This window comes from Treponema endosymbiont of Eucomonympha sp. (genome assembly GCF_001028545.1).
This window is the reverse complement of sequence record NZ_BBPW01000668.1, coordinates 1-439: the sequence shown is the minus strand read 5'-3', so window position 1 is coordinate 439 and position 439 is coordinate 1. Positions and strand designations below refer to the sequence as shown.

At 54.0% G+C, this 439-nt stretch carries 1 protein-coding gene and 2 pseudogenes; 1 reads left to right on the top strand and 2 read right to left on the bottom strand.

Annotated features, from left to right (window positions below; genetic code table 11):
• A pseudogene (locus AWU74_RS14375) lies at positions 1-123 on the bottom strand (ATP-dependent DNA helicase); the annotation flags it as partial.
• Positions 124-204: 81 nt separating this feature from the next.
• Here AWU74_RS14375 and AWU74_RS11055 point away from each other — a divergent pair.
• Positions 205-345 (top strand): hypothetical protein, encoded by a 141-nt coding sequence (locus AWU74_RS11055; protein ID WP_187150986.1) that lies wholly within the window; start codon positions 205-207, stop codon positions 343-345.
• On the opposite strand, the pseudogene AWU74_RS11050 reads toward AWU74_RS11055, so the two are convergent.
• Positions 313-439: pseudogene (locus AWU74_RS11050) on the bottom strand (IS5/IS1182 family transposase); the annotation flags it as partial. The gene AWU74_RS11055 and the pseudogene AWU74_RS11050 overlap by 33 nt on opposite strands.

The following is a 439-nucleotide window of genomic DNA, read 5'->3' as shown; positions in this document are numbered from 1 at the left end:
GATATCCTGCGCGGCGGGAATATCTTTTTCGAGCAGTTGCTGCTGCAGGTTTATGGTGCCGGTCGAAATGACCACGCGCTCTTTGTTTTTGAGGTGCCACAGCAGAGACGGGATAAGGTAGGCGAACATGAGAACATTTTAATAGAGTGAAAAACGGCCGGCGCTATGCCCGCCGTCAAAAACAGAGGAACAGGAGAGCGAAACATGCCGGATTATATCCCCAGAGAGGGAAACAAGTTTTATGAGTGGGCGCAGACCTTCGCCGCCCAAGCCGACGACAAAGCGACGCGGCTGAATATCGACGCCGACGCTCTAGGTAGTGTGGACTGGAAGATAGAGGAATAAACACCTGACATGAATGGCGGCGATGAAGGAAGCGGTGAGCTTTGCGTAGCGCGTAGCGATTCCGCGCCAGCGTTTGAGGGCGCGGAAGACGTTT